The 23700-nt window shown below is 59.6% G+C and carries 26 protein-coding genes; 17 read left to right on the top strand and 9 right to left on the bottom strand.

Translation table 11 applies throughout. The features are described from left to right. Positions 1-119: 119 nt before the first annotated feature. The gene (locus tag FHX15_RS20595) at positions 120-806 is read right to left on the bottom strand and encodes a DNA-3-methyladenine glycosylase (RefSeq protein WP_184400204.1); all 687 of its coding nucleotides are present in this window, start codon (positions 804-806) and stop codon (positions 120-122) included. Between FHX15_RS20595 and gluQRS the strand changes: the two genes are divergently transcribed. Then, on the top strand, positions 805-1686 hold the full coding sequence (gluQRS, locus tag FHX15_RS20590; RefSeq protein WP_184400203.1) for a tRNA glutamyl-Q(34) synthetase GluQRS: 882 nt from the start codon (positions 805-807) through the stop codon (positions 1684-1686). The genes FHX15_RS20595 and gluQRS overlap by 2 nt on opposite strands. On the opposite strand, the gene FHX15_RS20585 is transcribed toward gluQRS, so the two are convergent. Continuing rightward, on the bottom strand, positions 1651-2622 hold the full coding sequence (locus FHX15_RS20585; protein ID WP_184400202.1) for a YihY/virulence factor BrkB family protein: 972 nt from the start codon (positions 2620-2622) through the stop codon (positions 1651-1653). The genes gluQRS and FHX15_RS20585 overlap by 36 nt on opposite strands. Positions 2623-2690: 68 nt before the next feature. Between FHX15_RS20585 and FHX15_RS20580 the strand changes: the two genes are divergently transcribed. The 7 genes from FHX15_RS20580 to FHX15_RS20550 all read left to right on the top strand — a co-directional run bounded on the left by FHX15_RS20580 (position 2691) and on the right by FHX15_RS20550 (position 8078). Continuing rightward, on the top strand, positions 2691-3524 hold the full coding sequence (locus FHX15_RS20580; protein WP_184400201.1) for an SDR family oxidoreductase: 834 nt from the start codon (positions 2691-2693) through the stop codon (positions 3522-3524). An 18-nt stretch (positions 3525-3542) separates the two neighbouring features. Beyond that, entirely contained in the window at positions 3543-3746 is a 204-nt protein-coding gene (locus FHX15_RS20575) for a twin transmembrane helix small protein (protein WP_184400200.1), read from the top strand. A gap of 14 nt (positions 3747-3760) precedes the next feature. Further along, the gene (locus FHX15_RS20570; protein ID WP_184400199.1) at positions 3761-4339 is read left to right on the top strand and encodes a cob(I)yrinic acid a,c-diamide adenosyltransferase; all 579 of its coding nucleotides are present in this window, start codon (positions 3761-3763) and stop codon (positions 4337-4339) included. A gap of 38 nt (positions 4340-4377) precedes the next feature. After that, positions 4378-5169: a rhomboid family intramembrane serine protease gene (locus FHX15_RS20565; protein WP_184400198.1), complete on the top strand. Its 792-nt coding sequence runs from the start codon at positions 4378-4380 to the stop codon at positions 5167-5169. Between the two features lie 178 nt (positions 5170-5347). Next, entirely contained in the window at positions 5348-6097 is a 750-nt protein-coding gene (locus FHX15_RS20560) for an electron transfer flavoprotein subunit beta/FixA family protein (RefSeq protein WP_184400197.1), read from the top strand. Between the two features lie 22 nt (positions 6098-6119). Next, complete coding sequence (locus FHX15_RS20555; protein ID WP_184400196.1) at positions 6120-7049, top strand: electron transfer flavoprotein subunit alpha/FixB family protein; 930 nt, start codon at positions 6120-6122, stop codon at positions 7047-7049. Between the two features lie 147 nt (positions 7050-7196). Continuing rightward, on the top strand, positions 7197-8078 hold the full coding sequence (locus FHX15_RS20550; RefSeq protein WP_184400195.1) for a 3-hydroxybutyryl-CoA dehydrogenase: 882 nt from the start codon (positions 7197-7199) through the stop codon (positions 8076-8078). A gap of 178 nt (positions 8079-8256) precedes the next feature. Here the strand turns inward: FHX15_RS20550 and tlpA are convergent, their stop codons facing one another. Continuing rightward, positions 8257-8919 carry a thiol:disulfide interchange protein TlpA gene (tlpA, locus tag FHX15_RS20545; RefSeq protein WP_184400194.1) on the bottom strand — a complete coding sequence of 221 codons (663 nt, stop codon included), beginning with the start codon at positions 8917-8919 and terminating at the stop codon, positions 8257-8259. A 26-nt stretch (positions 8920-8945) separates the two neighbouring features. Here tlpA and argH point away from each other — a divergent pair, with 26 nt between their 5' ends. The 4 genes from argH (at position 8946) to FHX15_RS20525 (ending at position 14763) form a co-directional block, all read left to right on the top strand. Continuing rightward, a complete protein-coding gene (argH, locus tag FHX15_RS20540; protein WP_184400193.1) occupies positions 8946-10349 on the top strand; it encodes an argininosuccinate lyase in 1404 nt (467 codons plus the stop codon). A gap of 131 nt (positions 10350-10480) precedes the next feature. After that, positions 10481-10675, top strand: coding sequence for an LPS translocon maturation chaperone LptM (lptM, locus tag FHX15_RS20535; RefSeq protein WP_132655554.1), 195 nt, complete (start codon positions 10481-10483; stop codon positions 10673-10675). Positions 10676-10687: 12 nt separating this feature from the next. After that, entirely contained in the window at positions 10688-11956 is a 1269-nt protein-coding gene (gene lysA / locus FHX15_RS20530; protein WP_184400192.1) for a diaminopimelate decarboxylase, read from the top strand. 167 nt (positions 11957-12123) lie between these two features. After that, positions 12124-14763 carry a TIGR02302 family protein gene (locus tag FHX15_RS20525; protein ID WP_184400191.1) on the top strand — a complete coding sequence of 880 codons (2640 nt, stop codon included), beginning with the start codon at positions 12124-12126 and terminating at the stop codon, positions 14761-14763. A gap of 58 nt (positions 14764-14821) precedes the next feature. Here FHX15_RS20525 and FHX15_RS20520 read toward each other — a convergent pair whose 3' ends face one another. The 3 genes from FHX15_RS20520 to FHX15_RS20510 all read right to left on the bottom strand — a co-directional run bounded on the left by FHX15_RS20520 (position 14822) and on the right by FHX15_RS20510 (position 16607). Then, positions 14822-15181, bottom strand: a complete 360-nt coding sequence (locus tag FHX15_RS20520; protein ID WP_112545534.1) for a response regulator — start codon at positions 15179-15181, stop codon at positions 14822-14824. Between the two features lie 119 nt (positions 15182-15300). Then, positions 15301-15843, bottom strand: coding sequence for a hypoxanthine phosphoribosyltransferase (gene hpt / locus FHX15_RS20515; RefSeq protein WP_184400190.1), 543 nt, complete (start codon positions 15841-15843; stop codon positions 15301-15303). A gap of 110 nt (positions 15844-15953) precedes the next feature. Then, the gene (locus FHX15_RS20510; RefSeq protein WP_184400189.1) at positions 15954-16607 is read right to left on the bottom strand and encodes a hypothetical protein; all 654 of its coding nucleotides are present in this window, start codon (positions 16605-16607) and stop codon (positions 15954-15956) included. Positions 16608-16812: 205 nt separating this feature from the next. Between FHX15_RS20510 and ftsE the strand changes: the two genes are divergently transcribed. From ftsE to FHX15_RS20490, 4 genes are all read left to right on the top strand, one after another. After that, positions 16813-17472: a cell division ATP-binding protein FtsE gene (ftsE, locus tag FHX15_RS20505; protein WP_007825071.1), complete on the top strand. Its 660-nt coding sequence runs from the start codon at positions 16813-16815 to the stop codon at positions 17470-17472. 67 nt (positions 17473-17539) lie between these two features. After that, a complete protein-coding gene (locus tag FHX15_RS20500; protein WP_409527022.1) occupies positions 17540-18487 on the top strand; it encodes a cell division protein FtsX in 948 nt (315 codons plus the stop codon). Positions 18488-18552: 65 nt separating this feature from the next. After that, entirely contained in the window at positions 18553-19266 is a 714-nt protein-coding gene (locus FHX15_RS20495; RefSeq protein WP_184400187.1) for a YdcF family protein, read from the top strand. A gap of 91 nt (positions 19267-19357) precedes the next feature. Further along, complete coding sequence (locus tag FHX15_RS20490) at positions 19358-20155, top strand: 1-acyl-sn-glycerol-3-phosphate acyltransferase (protein WP_184400186.1); 798 nt, start codon at positions 19358-19360, stop codon at positions 20153-20155. Here the strand turns inward: FHX15_RS20490 and FHX15_RS20485 are convergent. Next, positions 20152-20685 (bottom strand): gamma-glutamylcyclotransferase, encoded by a 534-nt coding sequence (locus FHX15_RS20485; RefSeq protein WP_184400185.1) that lies wholly within the window; start codon positions 20683-20685, stop codon positions 20152-20154. The genes FHX15_RS20490 and FHX15_RS20485 overlap by 4 nt on opposite strands. Before the next feature lie 50 nt (positions 20686-20735). Between FHX15_RS20485 and FHX15_RS20480 the strand changes: the two genes are divergently transcribed. Continuing rightward, positions 20736-21752: a DUF2125 domain-containing protein gene (locus tag FHX15_RS20480; RefSeq protein ID WP_184400184.1), complete on the top strand. Its 1017-nt coding sequence runs from the start codon at positions 20736-20738 to the stop codon at positions 21750-21752. A 269-nt stretch (positions 21753-22021) separates the two neighbouring features. On the opposite strand, the gene maiA is transcribed toward FHX15_RS20480, so the two are convergent. Then, positions 22022-22654: a maleylacetoacetate isomerase gene (gene maiA, locus FHX15_RS20475; protein ID WP_184400183.1), complete on the bottom strand. Its 633-nt coding sequence runs from the start codon at positions 22652-22654 to the stop codon at positions 22022-22024. Then, on the bottom strand, positions 22651-23676 hold the full coding sequence (locus tag FHX15_RS20470) for a fumarylacetoacetate hydrolase family protein (RefSeq protein ID WP_184400182.1): 1026 nt from the start codon (positions 23674-23676) through the stop codon (positions 22651-22653). Before FHX15_RS20470 ends, maiA begins: the two co-directional genes overlap by 4 nt. Between the last annotated feature and the right edge of the window lie 24 nt (positions 23677-23700).

The raw sequence follows: 23700 nt of genomic DNA, 5'->3' as shown, positions 1-23700 counted from the left end.
TATTAGGCCGGTTGTTACAGGATTGTGAAGTCCAATAAAATCAGGGAATAAAGGCGAATCGAGGGACGCTGGCGTTAGAACCCTCCAGGTACGATGCAACAACCTAACCAGGAAAGGCTTTAATCGATCGGCAGTACGTCCCGGCGCATTTTTGCGGCATAGTAAGCCCAGAAAAGCCGGGCTGCGACGGAGCGCCAGGGCGACCAGATTTCTGCAAGCCCGGCAAGGACTTTGGTCTGAGGGCGTTCAGCGAGACCGAATGCCGCAGCAACGGCTGCCTGGAGCGCTACGTCGCCCGCCGGAAACACATCCACATGCCCGCCGCAGAACATCAAATAGACCTCTGCCGTCCAAGGTCCGATACCCTTCTGCGCAGTCAATTCCGCCAGCGCTTCCGCAGGAGGCTTTTGAACCAACCCCTCCAGGTCGATTCGCCCGTCGGCAACGGCTTGCGCGATGCGCGTCAGTGTATCGGCTTTGGCGCGCGAAAGTCCGAATTCACGCCAGGCCTCCGGATGAAGCAATATGTAAGTCTCGGCACTCAGCAGTCCGCTTTCAGGCTGCATCCGCCGCCAGATCGCCTCGGCGCTGGCGCGTGATACCATCTGCGACACGATAATATGGGCAAGGCCGGCAAAGCCCGGCTCGCGCAGCCTGAGCGGGACAGGGCCGGCCTCCCTGGCAATCGCGACCAGCCGCGGATCGAGAACAAAGAGAGAGGCAAGTCCCTCTTCAATATCCTTTTCATTGCTGATGACCCGCACCTTGCCTCGCGATCGCTTCAAATCCATGCCAGAAGAAAGCATGATCAGCATTTTGCGTCAAAAACCCGTCTTCCGTTTCGCCCCCAGCCCCAATGGGCGGCTGCATCTCGGTCACGCACTGTCAGCCTTCCTCAACGATGACACTGCCAAGGCCGCTGACGGCCGGCTGCTCCTGCGTATCGAAGACATCGATCTGGCCCGATGCACGCCCGAATTCGAAGCCGGCATCTATGCCGATCTCAATTGGCTGGGTATCGAATGGGAGGAGCCGGTCCGTCGTCAGCAGGAACATTTTCCCGAATATCAGGCCGCCCTTCATTCGCTGATCGAGCGGGGACTGGTTTATCCCTCGTTCCTGACACGCACCGAGGTCAAGAAGCGAGTCGCTGCCTATGAGCGGCTAGGCGAGTCTTGGCCGCGCGATCCTGACGGCACGCCGCACTATCCCCCCGACGATCGCGACCGCCGCGAGGAAGAGCGTGACGCCATGCTGGCCTCAGGTCTCAAGCATGCGTGGCGGCTCGACATGAACAAGGCCCTGGATCTGGTCGGCGAGCCGCTGTTCTGGACGGAAACCGGCGATGAACGAAGGGGCGAGATACTGGCCGAGCCCGACGTCTGGGGCGATGTCGTCCTTTCGCGCTCGGATGCACCCTCCAGCTACCATCTCTCCGTCGTCATTGACGATGCGCTGCAGGGCATAACCCAAGTCGTGCGCGGTCTCGACCTTTTCCACGCCACCTCGGTTCACAGGCTGCTGCAGCATCTGCTCAACCTGCCGCAACCCATCTATCATCATCATCGCCTCGTCGTGGATGCCGACGGTCGCAAGCTTTCCAAGAGCGAGGGTGATACCGGCCTTGCGGAACTACGCGCGAAAGGGCTGTCAGCTGCCGATATTCGCCGGCTTGTCGGACTTTGATTCGGCGGCATGGTCGCGACCGACCACCGAAAAGGTTCGCGAGAAGTTGCGCAGCACCCGGAACTTCATCAGCGCCGCATTGATCTCCGCGCCAACAATGAAGATGACACCCACCATGTAGAGAAAGATCAGCACGATCACCACCGATGCCAGACCGGCATAAGTGGCAGTATAGGTGGCAAAGGTCGCCAGATAATAGGCAAAAATCAGCGCGCCGGCGAGCCAGGACAGCAAGGTCAGAAACACGCCTGGAACGACATCGAAGACACGGCGCTTGCCGGCAGGCAACCAGAGATGGACGACGAGCAGAGCGATGATCAGCATGACGAGAGTGCCGTAGATACGCCAGCTGAAAACAATTTCGAGCGTGTCGACGGTAATTGGCAGCCATTGACGGACCCTGGCGGGAAGCCATTCGAGGCTGTCGTTATGCAGCAGCCAGTCACGCGCATAATCGAGGCCGACTGGAACGGCCACGAGCAGAATGCTGATAACTGCAAAGATGATCACAGCGATAAGGACATAGCCGAGACTGGCAAGGCGCGTCAGATACCAGGGCCGTGTCTCTTGCACGCGATAGGCACGGTTCAGCGAGATTCGGAGCGCCTCGACGCCATTCGAGGCGAAATAGGCGGCAGCCAGCACGGAGATGGTCAGAAGCCCGCCACGCGGGATCGTCAATACCTGCACGACCTGGTCTGCCAGGGGCTTGGCGATCGCTTCCGGCCATGTGTCGAAGATCAAGTGGATGGCTGTAGTGGAAAACTGGTCCGCACCGAGAAAATTGGCAAGCGCCGTGCCGAAGATCAGAAAGGGAAAGACCGCAAGCAGGCTGGAAAGCGCCACATGGCTCGCCATCGCAAAGCCATCATCCTCGATGAGGTGGCAGATCGCATCGTAGGCCACATCGTAAAGCGTGCGCAGGATTTTCGGCATTCGGCTTCCCAATTGTATCCTTTTGGCGAATATGGGAAACAAGTCCCGTTTTGTACAGGAATCGTTGAATGGCCGACCAGCGCACCATCGTCGTGACCGGATGCTCTTCCGGCATCGGCGCTTATTGCGCCCGCGCCCTGAAGACGGATGGCTGGCGCGTTTTTGCGACCGTGCGCAAGACTGATGATCTCGCGCCGTTGCAAGCCAACGGCATCGAAACCTTCCTGATGGACTACACCCAGCCCGAGACAATCTCGGCTCTGGTGAGCACGGTGATCGAACGCAGCAACGGGCGGATCGATGCGCTGTTCAACAACGGCGCTTACGGACAACCGGGCGCGGTCGAGGATCTGTCGACGCAAGCGCTGCGCGACCAGTTCGAAACCAATGTCTTCGGCTGGCACGAACTGACGCGACAGGTCATTCCTTCGATGCGCCGGCGCGGCCAAGGCCGCATCGTGCAATGTTCCTCGATCCTCGGCCTTGTGCCTTATCGCTACCGCGGCGCTTACACAGCCTCGAAATTCGCGCTCGAAGGCCTGAGCATCACTCTCCGAATGGAACTCCAGGGAAGCGGCATTCACGTCAGCCTGATCGAGCCGGGTCCGATCACCAGCCGCTTCACGGCAAACGCGCTGGCGAAAATCAAAGAGCATATAGATCTGGAAAACTCGCCCCATGCCGTCGAGTACCGCCGGCAGCTTGCGCGCCTTGAAGGCTCAGGTCCGGTCAACCGACACAAACTTGGCCCCGAGGCGGTCTATGCGGTATTGACGCGTGCATTGAACTCGAAAAATCCGAAGCCACATTATCCAGTAACGACTCCGGCTAAACAGGGCATATTGCTGAAGAGGTTGCTTCCGGCCGACCTCTTCTACCGCCTGATGCGCTGGACGGACTGAAGAAGAAAAGAGACTGCCATGTCCACGGTCACCTACGTCATCGCGATCATCGTCATGGGCCTCGTTGCCCTGGTGCTGATCCGCGGCCTGTTCAACATGATGAAGGGTGGCGATGCGAACCTTTCCAACAAGCTGATGCAATTGCGCGTGCTGCTGCAGGCGATCGCCATCGCCCTGATCATGCTGACGCTCTGGCTGACCGGTGGCGGACGCCCTAGCTGATCAGAGAGCCGGCAATGGTAAAGCTTAACAAGATCTACACCAGAATGGGCGATGATGGCACGACGGCGCTGGTCTCCGGCCCGCGCCGCACCAAGCACGATCTGCGTGTCGAGGCCTATGGAACCATAGACGAAACGAATTCGGCGATCGGCGTCGCCAGGCTGCATACGGCAGACCTACCCGAAATCGACGCCATGCTGGCGTTGATCCAGAACGACCTCTTCGATCTCGGTGCAGACCTTGCCACTCCCGAGACCGACGAGCCACAGGCTTATGAGCCGCTGCGTATCGTCGAAGGCCAGGTGGACCGGCTGGAGCGGGATATCGACAGGCTGAACGCTGATCTGCAACCGCTGAAATCCTTCGTGCTTCCAGGCGGCAGCCCTGCCGCCGCCCATCTGCATCTCGCCCGAACAATTGCGCGCCGCGCCGAACGGCTGATGGTAGCGCTTGCCCGCAGCGAGGCAGAGATCGTCGGTGCCCCTGCCCTCAAATACGTCAACCGCCTCTCCGATTTTCTGTTCGTTGCCGCGCGTCATGCCAATGACGGCGGTAAGGCGGATGCGCTTTGGGTTCCCGGAAAAAACAGGTAACGTCCCGGCCATCGCAAGCGCCCCGGGGGCAGGCCTTCATGTTCATACCGCTACACGATGCCAATACGCTGAAGTACATCAGGGTTCAGTGGGTGACACTCGGCCTGATGGCCGCAGATATAGCCACTTGGATCTTCACCACTGTCGAAAGTGAGCAGGTCGCCCAGAGCACGACCGTCGGCCTCGGCTATATCCCGGCCGTCGTTTTTGGCTATGCGGTGCTGGCGCCAGGGCTGGAGATCGTGCCAGAAGCAGCGACCTACATCACATATTCCTTCGTCCACACGAGCTTTTGGCATCTTGCCGGCAATATGATCTTCCTCTGGGTCTTCGGTGATAATGTCGAAGATGCAATGGGTCACCTGCGCTTCCTCGCCTTTTATCTCCTCTGCGCTGCAGCCGGTGCTCTCTGCCACGGCCTGCTGGCGACGGCGTCGGAAGCGCCACTCGTCGGTGCGTCGGGGGCAATTTCGGGGGTCGTGGCTGCCTATCTGATGCTGCATCCGCGCGTGCGCGTCTGGGTGCTGGTCTTTTTCCGCGTGCCATTGCCGCTGCCGGCCTTCATCCCGCTCCTGCTCTGGGTTGGCCAGCAGTTTCTTATGCTGCTGATCGATCCCAACGGCAACGTCTCCTGGGGCGCACATGTCGGCGGCATCGTCGCCGGCGCCCTCCTCGTGCTGGTGATGCGCCGGCCAGGCGTACCACTCTTCGACCGGCAGATCGTGACGCCGCGCGCCGTTCGCGACCGACCAATTCCCGTCCGCGTCACCGCTTCGGGCATGCCCGTGCCTCCACGCCTGCCCTGGGGACGTGACAAGCTTAGATATTGACGTGAACGTAAGCGTTAATATATTGCGCATTCAAATTGATCGTCTGCGTCGTGGAAGCGTTGTATTTGGAGGAAAAACGCGTATCCATGTCGCCATTCGACAATCGGAGCGGCGTCCAAGCGCGCATTTTCCCAGAAGTCTCTGTTGAAGGCCCATCTCTGTTCGAAGGAAGGACCCCATGAAAATTCTCGTCCCAGTCAAGCGCGTTGTCGATTACAACGTGAAGATCCGCGTCAAGCCGGATGGATCGGGCGTCGACCTTGCCAACGTCAAGATGTCGATGAACCCGTTCGACGAGATTTCCGTCGAGGAAGCCCTTCGCCTGAAGGAAGCCGGCAAGGCCGAGGAAGTCATTGTCGTCTCGATCGGCCCTGCCAAGGCAGAAGAAACCTTGCGCACCGCGCTCGCCATGGGCGCCGACCGCGCGATCCTGGTTGAGACTGATGATGCGGTCGAGCCGCTCGCCGTTGCCAAGATACTCAAGGGCGTTGCCGACGCCGAAAAGCCCGGCCTGATAATCGTCGGCAAGCAAGCGATTGACGATGATTCCAACCAGACCGGCCAGATGCTCGCTGCCCTCCTCGGCTCCGCCCAAGCGACTTTTGCCTCCAAGATCGCGGTCGAGGGCGATAGCGCTACCGTCACCCGTGAGATCGACGGGGGCCTGCAGACGATCAAGATCAAGCTTCCGGCCGTGGTGACGACCGATCTGCGCTTGAACGAGCCGCGCTACGCTACGCTGCCGAACATCATGAAGGCGAAGAAGAAGCCGCTCGACAAGAAGAGCCCGGCCGATTTCCACGTTTCCACCGCGCCGCGCCTGAAGGTGCTGAAGACGGAAGAGCCGTCCGGCCGCAAGGCGGGCGTGAAGGTGAAGTCGGTCGCAGAGCTGGTCGATAAGCTCAAGAACGAAGCCGGCGTCCTCTAAGGTTCGAGAAAGGAATACGACCATGGCCATTCTTCTTCTGGCTGACCACGACAACAGCAGCCTTTCCGACCAGACCGCCAAGGCTCTTACGGCCGCGTCTCAGATCGGCGGCGACGTGCATGTACTTGTCGCCGGCAAGGGCGCAAAGGCTGCAGCCAACGCGGCTGCAAAACTCTCCGGCGTCTCAAAGGTACTGCTCGCCGAAAGCGATGAACTTGCCAACAACCTTGCCGAGCCGCTCGCCGACTTGATCGTTTCGCTCGCCGGCAACTACGACACGATCGTCGCTGCGGCTACCTCTACCGGCAAGAACGTCCTGCCGCGTGTTGCAGCTCTGCTCGACGTCGCACAGATCTCCGAAATCATCGAAGTGGTTTCGTCGGACACCTTCATACGTCCGATCTATGCCGGCAATGCCATCCAGACAGTGCAGGCGACCGACGCCAAGAAGGTCATCACCGTGCGTACCGCCTCCTTCGCCTCTGCTGGTGAGGGCGGTTCGGCTGCCATCGACGCAATCCCGGCAGTTTCCGATCCTGGCCTTTCGAACTTCGTATCCGACGCGCTGTCGGCCTCCGAACGTCCGGAACTGACTTCCGCCAAGATCATCATTTCCGGCGGGCGCGCGCTCGGCTCAGCCGAGAAATTCAAGGAAGTGATCCTTCCGGTTGCCGATAAGCTCGGTGCTGCCGTCGGCGCTTCGCGCGCTGCAGTTGACGCTGGTTACGCGCCGAATGACTGGCAGGTCGGTCAGACCGGCAAGGTCGTCGCCCCGCAGCTCTACATCGCCTGCGGCATCTCCGGCGCCATTCAGCATCTGGCCGGCATGAAGGACTCGAAGGTCATCGTCGCGATCAACAAGGACGAGGAAGCGCCGATCTTCCAGATTGCTGACTATGGATTGGTCGCTGATCTCTTCGAAGCCCTGCCTGAGCTTGAAAAAGCCCTCTGATCGGGCAGATTGCACTCTTTTCGCACTTGCGAATGACTGGAAAATTGTCTTCTATCGGTCTACTAATTTTGCCGGGCGATCTTTCGTCCGGCAATTTCATATAAAAATACCGGCAGCGCGGGGGCGTATGCCGGGCGGGGGTTGGAGATGAGTGCGGTGTTGAAGAATATTGGTATCATCGGTGCTGGCCAGATGGGCTGCGGCATCGCGCATGTTTCGGCCGCCGCAGGATACAAGGTTCATATTTACGATCTGTCGCAAGATCGTATCGAATCCGGCCTTGCCACCATCAACGGCAATTTTGCGCGCCAGGTGACGAGCGGCAAGATGACCGACGAAGAGCGCAGTGCAGCGCTTTCGCGCATCACCGGCTCCGCTGATGTCAACGACCTCGCGCCCTCCGATCTGGTTATCGAGGCGGCGACCGAAGACGAAAGCGTCAAGCGCAAGATCTATGCGCAGGTCTGTCCGGTGCTGAAGCCGGAAGCAATCCTTGCCACCAACACCTCTTCCCTGTCGATCACCCGACTTGCCGCAGCGACCGACCGCGCAGAACGCTTCATGGGCATCCATTTCATGAATCCGGTGCCGGTCATGAAGCTTGTGGAACTGGTGCGGGGCATTGCCACCGAAGAAACGACTTTCTCCGCCGCCAAGGAATTCGTCGGCTCGCTGGAAAAGACGGTCACGGTCGCTGAGGATTTCCCAGCCTTCATCGTCAACCGCATTCTTCTGCCGATGATCAACGAAGCGATCTACACGCTCTATGAAGGCGTCGGCACGGTCGACGCCATCGATACTGCCATGAAGCTTGGCGCCAACCACCCGATGGGGCCGCTGCAGCTTGCCGACTTCATCGGCCTTGATACCTGCTTGTCGATCATGCAGGTCCTCCATGATGGGCTCGCCGATAGCAAATATCGCCCCTGCCCGCTGCTGGTGAAATATGTCGAAGCCGGATGGCTCGGCCGCAAATCCGGCCGCGGCTTCTATGATTATCGCGGCGAGACCCCGGTTCCGACCCGCTAAGCCGGTATTCGCCTGAAAAGGCGAATGGAACAAATGCTCGCAACGTGCTTTCCTTGCCGTGAACGGAAGGAGACGCCATGTCGAGCGAATTGCCGATGTTCCTGCTTCAGTGCGGTGTCCTGATCGGACTTGCGGGCGTCTTCTTCATTCGTGGCGCCGGCGATCCCTGACGCTCGCCCTATGATCCGATAGCACCCTTAATCAACGCCTTGGCATCTTCGCTGTCCCATGCGGCCGGACCGTTCATTGCCGAGATCAGGCAGCCCTTCTCATCGAGCAGCAACGTCACCGGAAGACCGAAAGCAAGGCCTTCCTTCTTTAGGCTGTTGAAGACACCAATCGTATTGTCACGGTAGAGCTGTAACGCATCGACACCGATTTCGCTGAGGAACGCCTTCGGTTTCTCGTCGTCGCCAGTGTCGATGTTGACGGGTACGACCTGAAACTTGTCGCTGCCCATCTCCTTCTCCAGCGCGTTCAACGCCGGCATTTCCTCGCGGCAGGGCACGCACCATGTAGCCCAGAGATTGAGAAGCACCGTTTTGCCGGCAAAACGGTCGAGCGTCACCTGGTTGCCGTCAGGGCCATTGAAAGTGACAGCTTGAAGTTTTTTAGGCTGGTTGACAGCAACCATGGCGGCCACCTGACCCTTCATGAGCGAGCTCAGATTGGCGGCGCGCTCTTTGGTCAGCGGGCATTCGGCCGAAGCGGTAACGCTGACGCCATTGCCAATGCCCGTCTCCTTCACGTATACCGCTGCCGCACCGGCAACAACGCCTGCAACGGCGGCGATTGCGATCAGTTTCACGGACGGCAGGCCGAAGGGTTTTTTTGTCGTCATTTTATTCTCCAGGACGGGCATCTCCCATGGCCGAGGGCAATACGGACACCAAATCCTCCAACCAGATGTGGGGCGGACGTTTCGCCTCCGGCCCCGATGCGATCATGGAGGAGATAAATGCCTCGATCGGTTTCGACAAGAAGCTGTTTGCCCAGGACATCCGCGGATCGATCGCCCACGCCACGATGCTCGCCCACCAGGGCATTATTTCTGCCGACGATAAGGACAAGATCGTTCACGGGCTAAACACGATCCTGTCAGAAATCGAAAGCGGCAATTTCGAATTCTCCCGGCAGCTCGAAGACATTCACATGAACGTCGAGGCCCGGCTTGCGACCCTGATCGGCCCGGCTGCCGGCCGCCTTCACACAGCTCGTTCCCGCAACGACCAGGTGGCGCTCGACTTCCGCCTCTGGGTCAAGGAAGAACTGCAGAAGACCGAGGCAATGCTGACCGATCTGATCGCAGCTTTTCTCGACCGCGCCGAGGAGCATGCCGAGAGTGTCATGCCCGGCTTCACCCATTTGCAGACCGCCCAGCCGGTGACCTTCGGCCACCATTGCATGGCCTATGTGGAAATGTTCGGTCGCGATCGTTCGCGTGTGCGCCACGCCATCGAACACCTGGACGAAAGCCCGATCGGTGCTGCAGCACTTGCCGGCACCGGCTATCCGATCGACCGCCATATGACGGCCAAGGCTCTGGGCTTCCGGGAGCCGACCCGCAACTCGATCGATACAGTCTCCGATCGCGACTTCGCTATCGAATTCCTGGCAATTGCCGCGATCTGCGCTGTGCATCTGTCTCGTCTTGCCGAAGAGATCGTCATCTGGTCGACGCCGCAATTCGGCTTCGTACGCCTCTCCGACGCCTTCTCGACCGGCTCTTCCATCATGCCGCAGAAGAAGAACCCTGACGCAGCGGAGTTGGTGCGCGCCAAGACCGGCCGCATCAACGGCTCGCTGATCGCCCTGCTGACGATCATGAAGGGCCTGCCGCTCGCTTATTCCAAGGACATGCAGGAAGACAAGGAACAGGTCTTCGACGCTGCCGAAAGCCTGGAACTGGCGATTGCCGCCATGACCGGCATGGTACGCGACATGACGATCAACACGGCCCGCATGAAGGCGGCAGCCGGCTCCGGTTATTCGACCGCGACGGATCTCGCCGACTGGCTGGTGCGTGAGGCGGGTCTCCCTTTCCGCGACGCCCATCATGTCACCGGCCGCGCCGTCGCCCTTGCCGAAAGCAAGGGTTGCGATCTCTCGGAGCTCCCGCTCGCCGACCTGCAAGCGATCAATCCCGCCATCACCGACAAGGTCTATGACGTACTGACGGTCGAAGCCTCCGTCGCCAGCCGCAAGAGCTTCGGCGGTACCGCACCGTCGGAAGTCAGGAAGCAGATCGCCTATTGGCGCGCCCGCAACTAATGCATGTCCCGACGAACCGGAAGCCGGTTCGCCATCCGGATGCGTTCAGCACGAAGCTTCAACAATCAGGGTGCACAAGGCTGACAAACTTCGCTATGAAGGTGCCAGCCAGCGCCGATATGAGGATATCCATGCAGACGAGCTTGCCGCATTTCATCCGCCTCACGGTGGTTTTTGCCGTCATCGGCCTTGCCGTTGCCGGATGCGGCCGCAAGGGCGATCTCGATCCGCCGAGCGCCAATGCGACGAAGGGCGGCGATCTTTCCAAGCCGACGAAACAGCCAGGCTCCGTCGACAAGCCCTTTATTCTCGATCCCCTTCTCTAAGGCCAGACTCACGTGAACCATTTCGAGTATCGCGACGGCATTCTCCACGCGGAGAATGTTTCCGTTCCTGAGATCGCCAAGGCGGTCGGCACTCCTTTCTACGTCTACTCGACAGCAACGCTCGAGCGTCATTACCGGGTCTTCGCCGAGGCCTTCGGCGATGTCGATTCCATGGTCTGCTACGCGATGAAGGCAAATTCGAACCAGGCCGTGCTGAAAACGCTCGGCCGGCTGGGCGCCGGCATCGACGTCGTGTCCGAAGGCGAGTTGCGCCGCGCGCTGGCCGCTGGCGTTCCCGCCGACCGCATCATGTTCTCCGGCGTCGGCAAGACGCCGCATGAGATGGATTACGCGCTTGAAGCCGGCATTTACTGCTTCAACGTCGAATCCGAACCGGAACTCGTAGTCCTCAACCAGCGCGCCGTCCGCGTCGGCAAGAAGGCTCCTGTCTCCTTCCGCATCAATCCCGATGTCGATGCCCGCACCCATGCCAAAATCTCGACCGGCAAGAAGGAAAACAAGTTCGGCATTTCCTGGGAACGCGCCCAGGCCATCTATGCCCGCGCCGCCAGCCTGCCCGGCATCGAGGTGACCGGTATCGATATGCATATCGGCAGCCAGATCACCGAGCTGCAGCCTTTCGATGATGCTTTCAAGCTGTTGCACGATCTGGTCAATACGCTGCGCGCCGACGGCCATACCATCCATCACGTCGATATCGGCGGGGGCCTCGGCATTCCTTACAAGGACGACAACAATCCGCCGCCTTTGCCGGATGCCTATGCTGCAATCGTGAAGAACCAGCTTCGCACCCTCAACTGCAAGATCATCACCGAGCCCGGCCGCCTCATCGTCGGCAACGCGGGTATCCTCGTCACCGAGGTCATCTATGTGAAGGATGGAGGTGAGAAGACGTTCGTGATCGTCGATGGCGCTATGAACGATCTTATCCGTCCGACCCTCTACGAAGCCTATCATGAGGTTCTTCCCGTGGTGATTTCGGTTGCCAACGCTCCGCGTATCCGCGCCGATGTCGTCGGCCCCGTCTGCGAAACAGGCGATTATCTCGCCCTCGACCGCGAAATGGCGGCCCCAAAGCCGGGCGACCTCTTGGCCGTCGGCACCGCCGGAGCCTACGGCGCGGTTCAGGCTGGCACCTATAACAGCCGCCTGCTGGTGCCAGAGGTGCTGGTCAAGGGCAACGAATTCCATATGATTCGTCCGCGCCGGACCTATTCGGAACTGATCGGCCTCGATTCTGTCCCGGCCTGGCTGGACTAAAAGTCGCAATCACTTTTTGGCGACCACACACGAAAAATCGGTATTCACAGGGCCTCGCCCTCGCCTTCGCCACAAAGAGTGTTATCCTTTTCCTTCGTGAGCGTATTGCCCAGCAATCGCCGGAAGCGCCCTCTGTTCCTGAACGCCAGATCGCGGAGACCGGATTGATGACAAGCCCCGCAGGGCAGAAGAAAGGCGCATTCGCGCTTCAACCCTCTCTGGCGCGGCTGGTGGCGGTAAAGCGTTTCTTGGCTCGCATCGTGATTTTCGCCGAGCAAGTCCTCCCGCTGGCGGTGCCAGTCCTTTCCGTCATCGCGATCTATCTCTCGGCCTCCTGGTTCGGCGTCTTCCGCTTGGTGCCGGACTGGCTACGCATCATCCTGCTGATTGCCTTTGCAGCCGGCTTTGTTGCGGCGCTGCTGCCGTTCCATAAGCTTCGCTGGCCGCGGGTGATTGAAGCCGATCGCATGCTGGAAGAGCGCAATCGCCTGCCGCACCAACCCGTCATGGTGCAGGAAGATGAGCCGGCCTTTGATACGCCTTTCGCCCGCATATTATGGCGCGAACATCAGACACGCATGGCGCGGAAGATCGTGACGCTGGATGCTGGCTTGCCGCGGCCCGATATCGCCCGGCACGACCGCTTCGCGCTGCGCGCCTTCCCCGCACTGCTTGTCGTCACCGCCTTCGGTTATTCCCTATCAATCAACGGCGGCTCCATCGCCGACGCATTTCAGCCTGCACCCGTGCAGATTACAAGCAATCCAGCTGTCCGTATCGATGCATGGGTGACCCCACCCACCTATACCGGCCGCCCGCCGATCTACCTGACGGCCGATGGCAGCGAGCAGACGCCGATCGGCGTGCCGCAGTTTTCCAGCCTGACAGTGCGCGTCAGCGGCGGACAGTCGGCCGAAAAGGTGCTCTTCAGGAAAGCCAGTGGCGAAAGTCTGGAAATCGCGGTTCAGGAAGACGGCCGGCCGCAGCGACCGACCGCAAACGCCAAAACCGAACAGCCTTCGGATACGTCGGCAACGGCAGCCGCACAGACGCATGTCATGAAGCTTGAGGAAAATGGCGCATTGCAGGCAAATGGGCGCACCTGGAGTTTCGACGTACTGCCGGACAAAGCGCCGGAAATCGCCTTCGACGGCATGCCGCGTCGCGCCGTCAACGGCGCGCTGGAAATCGGCTTCACGATGAAGGACGATTATGGCGTGCAGGAAGCCCATGCTGAGATCGTCCCGATAGAATCCGATCCCTCGGCAACACCGCTCTATCCGCTGCCGGACTTTAAGCTGGATATTCCCCGCCGCAATGCGCGCGATGGCAAGGGCCTGACGAGCAAGAACCTGACGGAACATCCCCTCGCCGGCAAGCGCGTGCGTATCACTCTCGTCGCCAAGGATGCCGCAGCGCAGACGGGTCGCAGCCCGCCATATGAGATGGTCATGCCGTCGCGTCCCTTCAGCGAGCCGCTCGCCGCCGCCGTCGCCGAAGAGCGCCAGACTTTTGCGCTCGATACTCGTAAGATGCCTGAAGCGATTGCCCTTAACGAGGCTCTGACGATCCGGCCCGAAGAGACGATCCCGAACACGACCCACTATCTGCTGATCAAGTCTGCGCTTGCCCGCATGAAGCTCGCCAAGGGCGACGAGCAGCTCAAAGATACCGCGCAATATCTCTGGGATATCGCTCTCGGCATCGAGGAGGGCGACCTCTCGCTTGCCGAGCGACGGCTGCGCGATGCTCAACAAAACCTTGCCGACGCGCTGAACCGCAATGCGCCCGATGCCGAGATCAAGAAACTGATGGATGAGCTTCGCAAGGCGATGCAGGCTTATATGAACGAGCTCGCCCAGCGCCTGCAGAACGCTCCTCTGCAGCAGCCGAACCAGAATGCTCAGAATTTCCTGCGCCAGCAGGATCTGCAGCGCATGATGGATCAAATCGAAAATCTTGCCCGGTCAGGCAATCGTGAGGCTGCCCAGCAAATGCTCTCTGATCTGCAGCGGTTGATGAACAACCTGCAAACGGCCCGCCCGCAGCGTGGCCAGCAGCAGGATCAGAACAGCCAGATGACGCAGCAGATGAACAAGCTCGGTCAGATCCTGCGCGACCAGCAGAAGCTGATGGATCAGACCTTCCGCCTTGACCAGCAGCTTCGCGACCGTATGCAGCGCGGCGATCCTAATATGGACGACATGATGCCGGACGACGAAGGTCAGCAGCAACAGCAGCAGGGTCAAGAGGAGCAGCAAGGCCAGCAGCCCGGCGAGCAGAACCAGATGACGGCTGAGCAACTGCGTGAAGCGTTAAAGCAGCTTCGCTCGCAGCAGGATACGCTCGGCAAGCAATTGCAGGAATTGCAGAAGAACCTGGGCGATATGGGCATGAAGCCGGGCGAAGGCTTCGGTCAGGCCCAGCGCGAGATGGAAGGCGCCGGTCGCGACCTCGGACAGGGCAACGGCAGCGGCGCCCTGGAAGGCCAGGGCCGCGCTCTCGAAGCCTTGCGCAAGGGCGCTCGCGATATGATGAGCCAGATGATGCAGGCGCAGCAGGGCCAGCAAGGACAGCAGGGACCGAACGGTCAGGCCGGTCAGGGCAACCAGAACGGCCGCGATCCGCTCGGCCGCCCGCGTCAGACCAATGACGCAGGCGGTATGAACAACGATGTGAAAATACCCGACGAGATCGATGTTCAGCGCGCCCGGGAAATTCTGGATGCGATCCGCGAAAAACTCGGCAACAATCCGACCCAGGCAATCGAGCGACAATATCTCGAACGGCTGCTGGATATTCAGTGATGCCGAGAAAATAAGGTGCGGTTGGCGTGCCTCGGGGGCACGCTCGTGCCCATAGATGTCAGGCTACCAAAGCCCGTGCCACTGCCTTGCGGATGTCAGGCAGGGCAAACGGCTTTGGTACGACATCGATGATCTTTTCAGCGAGGTCGTCCGCCCGTTCGCGCTGTTCGGCATAGCCGGTCATCAGCAAGATTTTCAACGCCGGAAAAGCGTCCTTCGCCTGATGTGCGAGTTCGATGCCGTCCATGACCGGCATGCGAATATCGGAGAGCAGCAGATCGTAGCTGCCGCCCTTCAGCTTTTCCAGCCCTTCTGCCCCATCGGCAGCTTCATCGGTCTCATGACCGTCAAGGCGTAGTGCCCGGGCTACGAAAGTGCGAAGGGAATCCTCGTCTTCCGTGATCAGAATTTTTGCCATCTGTGCATTGCTCCGTCGTCATGCCCCGCGACGGAAATCGCATGCGGTTCCCTAGCGATCGGTAAACATGCCAAGCCGATCGGCGAAATGGTTAACAAGCCGTCTTGAAGCAAGACGGCTTATGCGTCGCCGGTAACCACGCCCACGAAGGGCAGCTCGCGGAAGGCGTAGGCGACATCCATGCCGTAGCCGACGACGAAATAGTCGGGGCACTCGAAGCCGACATAATCCGCTTCTAGCTTTTCCTTGCGCTTCACGCTCTTGTCGAGCAGCACCGCGATGGTGACGTTGCGCGCGCCACGCTGATAGAGCAGTTCTTTGGCGAACAGCAGCGTACGGCCGGATTCGAGGATATCGTCTATCAACAGGACGTCACGGTCCTTCACATCGCTATCGATATCCTTGACGATGCGCACGCCCTGCGAAACGGTGCCTGTGCCATAGCTCGAGAGCGTGATGAATTCGACTTCCGGAGCAAGACCGGTATCGTGCAGCGCACGCAACAGGTCGGCGGCGAAAATGAAGGAGCCCTTGAGCACCGCAATGACCAGCAGGTCCTTCGTCGGACCCGCGGCAATCTCCCGTGCCATGGAATGATTGCGCTCGGCGATCTGCTCGGCGGTAAAGAGCGGCTCGATGTTTTTTCCGCGCACGACAGGCATAAAGGCTTGCTCCATAAAATGAAGGGTAAGCCGTTAGCACATTAATTCCGGTGAAACACCCCGCAAATACAGGTTTTGCCGCCAGTCAACCTAAAATGCCTGCCAGCGGTTCAAGGCATGAAGGAAAGCCGGACCTCCGGCAGCTTGCCGCCGGCATACTGCACGCGGGTCGAAAAGCCCCGGCTCTGACCGGCGTAGACGACATCTGTCGGCGGCTCAATGACGATGCTGGCCGTCAGCCGTTCGTCGGAGACGAGATCGGCGCGGATCGGCTTGACCTGCTGTGTCACGCCGCTTTCGTTCTCGATTATGCCATTGATCAGCAGGATGCGCATACCATTGGCATCGCGCGGCGTGATCGTCACATGCGAGAAGTGAAGCGTGTCTGCCGGCGCCGCCCCGCCTTGCGATAGCCCGGAAAGTCCACCGGTAAGCCCGAAGACCAGCACGAAGAGCGAAATTGCCAGTGCCGCAAAGCCTCGCAGCGATGCCCGCTGCAGCCAGACCTCCAGGCTGCGCAAGACTGCCGCAACGATGGCAACCAGAACCGGCGGTGGAGCTTTGGTCGTAAAGGTAGTGTGATGATTGTCGTTACGAACCCCGGCATAAGCCGCACGTGGCCTCGCCTTGCCGACAACAACGAATTCGGCATCCGCGACGTCGTCCATGCGCGGCATGCGGCGGACCTGGCGGATGGATGGTTCCGGCGGCAGAAAATCATACCCCTTGCCGGCGGTCTGTCGTCTGAAGGAGGATGCTTCCATGGTGGCGGCCTCTCAGATGTCCACATGGTTTCGCTGCCCGAGACAATCTTGGCATTGAAACGAATCTAACCCAGTCGTAAATTTCAATGGTTAATGCTTCGCAAAGATCGCCATCAAACGGGCGTCTTTCCGGCAAAATTTACCGGCTGTTAACGGTGTTGGTTAACAAGTCATGCGGTGAAACCACGAAAGACTGAGCTGCCCGTTGATCCACTTCGAGAATGTCGGTTTGCGATATGGCATGGGTCCGGAAATCCTCCGGGACTTGACCTTCGACATCCCGAAAAAGTCCTTCCAGTTTCTGACCGGCCCGTCCGGCGCCGGCAAGACGACGCTGCTGCGCCTGCTCTTCATGTCGCTGCAGCCGACCCGCGGCCTGATCCGCATGTTCGGGCGCGACATCTCAGAAATACCCCGTCCGGAGCTGCCGCTGCTGCGCCGCCGCGTTGGCATCGTCTTTCAGGATTTTCGCCTTCTCGACCATCTGACGACCTATGAGAACGTCGCCTTGCCGCTTCGGGTGCGCGGCAAGGACGAAAGCACCTACAAGACCGACGTTCTGGAGCTCCTCAAATGGGTCGGCCTCGGCGAACGCATCAACGTGCTGCCGCCAGTGCTATCCGGCGGTGAGAAGCAGCGCGCCGCCATCGCCCGCGCATTGATGGACAGACCGGAAGTTCTGCTTGCCGACGAACCGACCGGTAACGTCGATCCGCCGATGGCCAAGCGCCTGCTGAACCTCTTCATGGAACTCAACCGCTTGGGCACTGCGGTGGTGATCGCCACTCACGATCTCTCGCTGATGGACCAGGTGGAGGCCCGCCGTATGATTCTTTCGGAAGGGCATCTCGATATTTATGACTAAGACGCCCACCAGAACCCGCGCAAAAAGGCCCGCCGCTGCCCCTGCCCAGCAGCCCAAGCGGTCGGAAATGCGCGTACGACCGACGGCACCGATCCTGCCTCCGTCGAACATTCAGGGCAATGCGCTGATGGTGGTGATCGCCATCATGGCCTTCCTCGCCTGCCTGACGCTCGGTGGCGTCAGCATGGTCCGCTCGACGGCGGCGAGCTGGGAAAGCCAGATTTCGCGAGAAATCACCATCCAGATCAAGCCCGATGATAACATGGACATGGAAAAGGCCCTGGTTCAGGCCCGTGACATCGCGCTGACCTTCGTCGGCACCAAGAGTGGCCAGATCGTTGACGAAGCTGCAACGGCGCGCCTTCTCGAGCCCTGGCTCGGCAGCGGGCTAGACATCAAGGAATTGCCTGTACCGCGCCTCGTCATCATCACCATCGATGAAAGCCATCCACCGGATTTCGCCGCAATGCGGGACCTCTTGAAGGAGAGCATTCCGCAGGCTTTCCTCGATGACCACCGCACCTGGGTCGACAGGCTGGTTGCGATGGCCCGCACCACGGTCATGATCGGCACCGGCATCCTGCTGCTGGTCTTCACCGCGATGGTGCTGACGGTGGTCTTCGCCACCCGCGGCGTACTCTCCGGCAACCGCCACATCGTCGAAGTGCTGCATTTCGTCGGCGCCGAAAGCTCCTTCGTCGCCACGGAATTCCAGAAGCATTTTCTGAAGATCAGCCTCAAGGGCTCGGCGATCGGCAGCGCGCTGGCTGCCCTCTTTTTCGCAGGCGCCGGTTTCTTGCAGAGCAGAACGATCGCCACACCCGAGACCGATCAGGCAACGGCCCTCTTCGGCACCTTTTCGGTTGGCGCGCTCGGCTATCTCGGCATCTTCGCGACGATGATCGTGATCGCGCTGCTGACAACCGTAACCGCACGGCTCACCGTCATGCGCACGATCTACGAAATCGATATATTGCGCTCCGATCCAACGCGTGCGGACGGTATTGCAAATTGACGCCGCATATCGGTTTGTCATGAAAGCGTCTGTTCCGCGCCGCAATCAGCGTATAATCACGACTCATGACGATGGGCCATACAACACGCAATCCGATTCGTCCGGACCCGGGGCTTGAAAGCCCCGCGAGCGTCCCGCCTCGGCGCGGCCCAATCCGTCGCGTTTTGCGCTGGATGGGCTTTTTTTGCGTGCTGGCCGCTGCATTGGTCTTTGTCGGCTTCTTGCGCTTTGCCGATTCGGTAACGACCCTGAAGCCGCCTGCCGAGCCGCGGGCGGACGCGATCATCGTGCTGACTGGTGGTTACCAGCGCATCGATCAGGCCGTCGAACTGCTGCAGAAAGGTGCTGGCAGGCGGCTGTTGATATCGGGGGCGCATCCTTCCACGACGCCGAAGCAGATCCGCAAGATGACTCAAGGCTCCGCCGATCTCTTCTCGTGCTGCGTCGACATCGGTTACGATGCCCTTGATACGATCGGCAATGCCGAGGAAGCCTCGAACTGGATTCACGCCAGGGGCTACAGGAGCATTTTGGTCGTCACCAACAACTATCACATGCCGCGCAGCCTCGCCGAGCTCGCCTATGTGGACCCCGATATCCAGTTCATCCCCTATCCTGTCGTCAATTCCGATCTGAAGGCGAGCGACTGGTTCGCCGACCCGAACGCTTTGCGCGTCATGTTGGCCGAATACGCCAAGCTCCTTCTGGCAGGTGCGCGCAACATTGTCGGCCTGCGCCATACAGGGCTGCGTTCCGCGAGCCTGGGTGACCAGAGCTGAGGCTTTTGCGCACTCCAGTAATCAGGGTGCTTTTTATAACGGACAATATCGTGTAGGCCGGTCTGCGTGACCGTGCCTTCGGGAAAGTTTCATGATCGCTCTGCGTTCCGTTTTGTTCAACACGATCTTCTACGCCAACCTCATCATCAGGATGATCGTGCTCTCCCCCATCTACTTCATCATCCCGCGCAAGCTTGCCTATAGCGTTCCCAAGAACTGGGCACGCTCGAACCACTGGCTGATGCGGGTGATCGTCGGAACGACTTTCGAGATCGAGGGCATCGAGAACTTGCCACATGGCAGCTACATCATTTCACCGAAGCATCAGTCCTTCTGGGACACTTATGCACTGCTGCCCAACCTCGACGATCCGGTCTACATACTTAAGCGCGAGCTGATGTGGATCCCGCTCTTCGGCTGGTACGCCAAGAAACAGCGTATGATCCCGGTCGATCGCGGCGCCCGCGGCAAGGTAATGGTCGAAGTACTAAAGCGGACCAAGGCGGAACTTGCTACCGGTCGCCAGCTCATCATCTACCCCGAGGGTACACGCCGCCCGCCAGGCGCCGAACCTGTCTACAAATACGGCATCGCCCGCATGTATCGCGACCTGCAGCTCCCGGTCGTGCCCATCGTTATGCACCCTGGCCTGTTCTGGCCGCGCCGCAGCACCATGCGCTATCCCGGTCATTTCAAGGTAAAGATCCTGCCGCCCATCATGCCCGGGATGGACCCCGACGCCTTTTTCGCCCATCTGATAGATGTGACGGAAAGCGCCAGCGATCAGCTTCTGATCGAAACTGCCGAACGCAACCCTCATGTGCCGCTGCCGCCGACCGCCGTGAAACGGCTGGCTGAACTCCGCAAAGAAAAGGCTGTTACCGCTTAAGCTGCATTGCGCAGCCGCGTGACTTCCTCGACGACCTGCTCCAGCCACTGGTCGCGAATACCCATCTCCTTGAGATGCGCAAGTGTGTTGAAAACATAAGCATCGTTCGGGCCGGACTGGCCGACCGAGACATTGACGACACGTGCGGCGGCCACCGCATCCAGCGCGCCGGCATATTGCTCATGAGCACGGTCGACCACATAAGCGACGGCCCGCGCGCTGCGACCGTCCGAAAGCTGCAGTGGCAGATGCCGTTCCAGATAGACATTGGTGACAAGTTCGCGGGCACGTAGATAATCAATCACCTCGTCCCATTTTTCCGGGCCTACGCGAAATGCCATGCCGCGGCAGGCTCCGCCCCTGTCCAGGCCAAGAACAAGACCGGGATTTTCACGGCTGCCGCGATGGACGAAGGAACGAACACAGAGCGAACGCCTGTAGCCATAAACCAGGGCCTGCGATCGCTCGACGAATTCGAAGCCCGGATTCCACATCAACGAGCCGTAGCCAAATACCCAAAATTCGTCCATATCGCACGCCAGATCAAAATCAGATTTCGCTCTCACCATTGGAGAACATCATGGCAGCGTCAAGCCAATCCGGCAGCGGCCAATATAGCAGCGGCAAGAAATTCTGGTTGTTGGGCGGCGCTATCCTCCTTGTGATCGCTCTTTATACGGGCGGTTGGTTCTATGCCGCCTTCGCGTTGAAACAAACGGTGCTCACTGCGATTGCGCCACGCGCCGATGCAGCCGTCAGCGGCGAATGCTCCGACATTGAGTTCCGCGGCTTCCCCTTCCGCATCGGCTTGTTCTGCTCGAAAGTGGACGTGGATGACAATGTCAACGGCATCTCCGCCACCTTCGGCGCGCTCCGCTCCGCCGCTCAAGTCTATGCCCCAGGCCATATCGTCTGGGAGCTTGACGCACCGGCCGAGATCCGCACCGCGCAGGGCCTGACAGTCAATGCCCGATGGGACAATCTGCATTCGAGCCTCGTCACCAAGGCGCAGGGCATCGATCGCGCTTCGACCGTCATCGACGGGCTGAAGGCGGTGGCCGTTTCCTCCTTCACCGGACAAACAGTCAATTTCGATGCCGCACACACTGAGATCCATCTACGTCAGAACGGGGCGGATCTTGACGGCGCAATCTCGGTCGAAAACTCCAACGCCGTGCTCAAGGATTGGCCGCAAGTTTTCCCGAAATTTTCCGCCAGCGCCGACCTCACTCTGGCGGGCAAGGCTGGGATGATCGACGGTACTGACCAGCAGGGCATCCATGGCTCGCAGGGTGAGCTTCGCCGCATCGTCGCCAATATCGGCGACGGCAAGGTGATGACCATCTCCGGCCCTTTCGCCTTCGACGAAAGCGGCTTCCTCTCCGGCAAGTTCAAGCTGGAAATCGAACAGCTCGGCCCGTGGGGTAAAAGCATCAAAGAGGCTTTCCCCGACGTCGCCTCGACCGTGGATACCGCAACGAAGCTTCTGAAGGCCTTGGCCGGTGGCGGCGATAAGGTTTCGGTCGATCTCGTTGTGGATCACGGCAATGCGACAGTGAGCGGCTTCATTCCGCTCGGCAAGATCCCGCCAGTCTAAGGCCTAAGTTTGTTGCGGACGCCGATGACTTTTGCTCCAGCAGATCGCCGGCGAGTGGACGCACCCCACCGTTCACCCGACATTTGAAATCATCATCCGAGAGACCCCGGCGCCACCCATCTGCGCACTGTCTCTCTAACGCGAAATGGATCGCTGAGGATCTCGAGGGGGTCATCCGACGGCTGCGTCGCATTTCGACAGAAAGCAGTTACCCTCCACGACAAAGCCGAGCGCCGTGTCTTCATGAGGGAAGTCCAGTTCCGGTTCCATTACGGTCTCACATTGTCAGGATGCGCCGCTTGAAAGGCTGCCAACTTGGCGCATTTGGTGTCGATATCGACGATGCGCCTGAAATCGGTCATATCCACTCCCCAGCGGCGGGCATTGTAGACTTGTGGAACAAGGCAAAGGTCCGCCATCGTCAGCGCATCCCCAAAACTGAAGTCTCCATCGAATTTGCCGATCATGGCTTCCAGTTTGCGAAGTCCGTCAGTGATGAAATGTTTCATCCAGTTCTCACGGGCGTCAGCCTTGTCAGTCATGGTCGTGAGATGCGCCACGACATGCATGTTGCATATCGGATGGATGTCCATGGCGATCGAATATGCGAGCGCGCGCACGTTCTGGCGACCGGCAATATCGGATGGCAGCAATCCGCATTCCGGCCGAAGCTCGGCCAGATACTCGATGATCGCCAGCGACTGGGTCAGTGTTCTTCCGTCGATCACCAATGTCGGCACGAGGCCCTGCGGGTTGAGCGCCAGATATTCCGACTTCTTATGCGCTCCCTCCAGCAGGTTGATGGGCACTATCCTATAGTCAACCGGCAGGAGATTGAGCGCGATGCGGACGCGATAACTCGCCGATGACCTCCAGTAGTCGTAAAGAACGACATCGCTCATCGCAGCTCGACTCCGTTGTATCTCTCGACCGTCTGCTCGATCGCACCGAAAATCGAATGACCGGCATGGTCTTTCATCTCGATCCGAACCTGATCCCCGAACTTCATGAATGGCGTCTTTGGCGATCCGGTTTCGATCGTCTCAATCATCCGTATTTCAGCGATGCATGAGTAGCCGTCTCCTCCGTTTTCGATTGCTCTGCCCGGACCGCCGTCCAGCTTGTTGGAAACCGTTCCCGATCCGATGATCGTTCCGGCCCTCAGATTGCGAGTTTTGGCCGCATGGGCGATCAGCCGGCCGAAATCAAAGGTCATGTCGATGCCGGCATTCGCCTTGCCGAATGCCCTGCCGTTCAAGCTCACAAGCAGGGGAAGATGCAGTTTGCCGCCGTCCCACGCGTTTTCGAGTTCGTCCGGCGTCACCGCGACTGGAGAAAATGCCGATGCCGGTTTGGATTGGAAGAAGCCAAATCCCTTGGCCAGTTCGTCCGGTATGAGACCGCGCAGCGATACATCGTTGACGAGCATCACCAGACGAATGGCGCCGAGCGCCGCATCCGCATTGGAGCCCATCGCAATGTCACCGGTGATGACAGCGACCTCGCCCTCCATGTCGATCCCGTAAGCTTCGTCAGCCACCAGGATCGGGTCGCGCGGCGCGAGGAAATTGTCCGAACCACCTTGATACATCAGCGGGTCGGACCAGAAGCTCGTTGGTATCTCGGCACCTCGCGCCCTGCGCACCAATTCGACATGATTGACGTAGGCCGAACCGTCGGCCCATTGGTAGGCCCTCGGCAAAGGCGATGCAGTGTCCTGTTCATGAAACCGGATTGTCGGCTGGGCTCCCGTCTCAATGCCTTCGGCAATCAGCGCAAGTCTCGGAGCCACGTGTTCCCAGTCATCGAGTGCTGCCTGCAGCGTGCGGGCAATGTGACCGACTTCAGAGCAGCGGGTGAGATCGCGGGAAACGACAACGAGCCGACCGTCTCTCGTGGAGTCTTTTAACGTCGCAAGCTTCATATTCCGTCCCCGTGCCCGAAGATG

The organism is Rhizobium sp. BK650, from assembly GCF_014195325.1.
Lineage (GTDB): Bacteria > Pseudomonadota > Alphaproteobacteria > Rhizobiales > Rhizobiaceae > Rhizobium.
This window is presented reverse-complemented; position numbering and strand designations above follow the sequence as displayed.